Consider the following 2025-nt stretch of genomic DNA (forward strand, 5'->3'; position numbering starts at 1 on the left):
GCCGCCCAGGCCCAGCGCGAGCGCCGGCTGCGCCAGCCAGGAGCCCAGCAGCGCCACCGGATGCGCCCACAGAGGCAGCAGGGACAGCCCGGCGCCCAGCGCCAGCCAGGCCCAGGCCGACGCCTTGCGCGGGGATTCAGCCATCGACCATCGGGTCCGGCAGGGTGGGCGGGAACTGCAGGTGGAAGCCGTGCGCCGCCAGGTTGGCGCGCACCACCGCCGGATCGGACTGGGCCAGCCTGCGCTCACTGGTGAGGGCGAACTCCAGCACGAACACCAGCTCACCCAGCGGGTTGCGCACGGACTCGGGGATCACCTCGAAGTCGTCCCGCTTGCACAGGTAAACGTAGGTGTTGTCCTTGCGCAGGGACTTGTAGACGTAGGTTTGCATGGGTTCGCCCGGGTGTTCGGATGATTGTCGCCGCAAACGCAGCATGGGAAAAGCAGCACGGGCGTTCTCCACGCGGGCTTTGCTAGGCTTGCCCGCTCATTCGACCGCCCGGAGCCACCATGCGCCATCGCCTGACCGTCCTCGCCCTGCTCGCGGCCTGCGCCGCCCCGGCGCTGGCGCAAGACACGCCGTTGACCCTGGACCAGGCCATGGCGCACCCGGACTGGATCGGTCCGCCGGTGGAGTCGGCCTGGTGGTCGCTGGACGGCACGCGCGCCCACTACACCCTCAAGCGCGAAGGCTCGCCGGTGCGCGACACGTGGACGTTGCCGGTGGCCGGCGGCGACCCGGTGCGGGTGGAAGGCGCGGCCCAGGCCGACATCGATGGCGCCCAGGTGGTGTACGACGCCAGCCGCCGGCGCGCGCTGTTCGTGCGCAACGGCGACGTGTTCCTGCGCCAGATCGGCGGCGGTCTGCAGCAGCTCACGCGCAGCGCCGAGCTGGAAGCTGCACCGCGCTTTGCCGCCGATGGCCGCGGCGTGGTCTGGCGCGTGGGCAACGACTGGTTCCGCTGGTCGCCCGATACCGGCCTGGCGCAGCCGGTGGCGCTGCCGCGCGCCGTCAAGGATCCCGCGGCGGCGCCCGAAGCCGACGTGCTTCGCGACCAGCAGCTGCGCCTGAGCGCAGCGCTGGCGCTCGAGAAACAGCAGCGCGACGCCCTGCGCGACCAGGCCGAGGCCAACCGCCGCACCGACCCCACGCGCGCGGCGGCTCCGGTTTACCTGGGCGAAAAGATCGAGATCGCCGACACCGCGCTGTCGCCCGACAGCCGCTGGCTGGTGGTGGTCACCACCGAAAAAGGCGCCGAAACCGGCCAGGCCGGCAAGATGCCCAAGTACGTCACCGAATCGGGCTACGAGGAAATGGAGGACGTGCGAGTGCGCGTCGGCCGCAACCCGCCGCTTGGCCACCAGCTCAAGCTGGTGGACCTGCGTGACGGCAGCGTTCGCGACCTGGCGACGTCGGACTTGCCGGGCATCACCACCGACCCGCTGGCCGCGCTGCGCAAGGCGGCCAAGCTCGACCCGCTCAAGGGTGAACGCACCGTGCGGGTGGACACGCTGCAGTGGAACGACGACGGCAGCGCGATCGCCGTGATGGTGCGTGCGGTGGACAACAAGGACCGCTGGATCGCCACCGTTGACCTCGCCGCAGCCAGGCTGAAGTCAGCGCACCGGCTCACCGACCAGGCCTGGATCAACTGGAACTTCAACGACTTCGGCTGGCTGCCGGGCGGCCGCACGCTGTGGTACCTGTCGGAGGAGTCGGGCTATTCGCACCTGTACACCGCCGTGCCCGGCCAACCTGCCAAGCGGCTGACGTCGGGCCGTTGGGAAGCGTCGTCGCCGGTGTGGTCGCCCGATGGGGCCACGGCGTACGTCGTCTGCAACCGTGAGCGTCCGGGTGACTACGAGGTGTGCGCGGTGCCGGGCAACGGCGGCGACGTGCGCGAGATCACCGCGCTCGACGGCGTCGAGGGCTTCAGCCTCTCGCCCGACGGCAGCCAGCTGCTGCTGCGCTGGTCGGCCCACCACACGCCGCCGCAGCTGGCGGTGCAGCCGGTAGCCGGCGGC

The 2025-nt window shown here is 71.2% G+C and carries 2 protein-coding genes; one reads left to right on the forward strand and one right to left on the reverse strand.

Features of this window, described 5'->3' with window-relative positions; genetic code table 11:
* Positions 1–136 precede the first annotated feature (136 nt).
* Complete coding sequence (locus K0M70_RS02105) at positions 137–391, reverse strand: YcgL domain-containing protein (protein ID WP_290778654.1); 255 nt, start codon at positions 389–391, stop codon at positions 137–139.
* Between the two features lie 119 nt (positions 392–510).
* Here K0M70_RS02105 and K0M70_RS02110 point away from each other — a divergent pair.
* Positions 511–2025 (forward strand): DPP IV N-terminal domain-containing protein (locus tag K0M70_RS02110; RefSeq protein WP_290778656.1); only part of this gene is annotated, 1515 nt, incomplete at its 3' end.

It is taken from the genome of Arenimonas sp. (assembly GCF_019459675.1).
GTDB lineage: Bacteria > Pseudomonadota > Gammaproteobacteria > Xanthomonadales > Xanthomonadaceae > Arenimonas.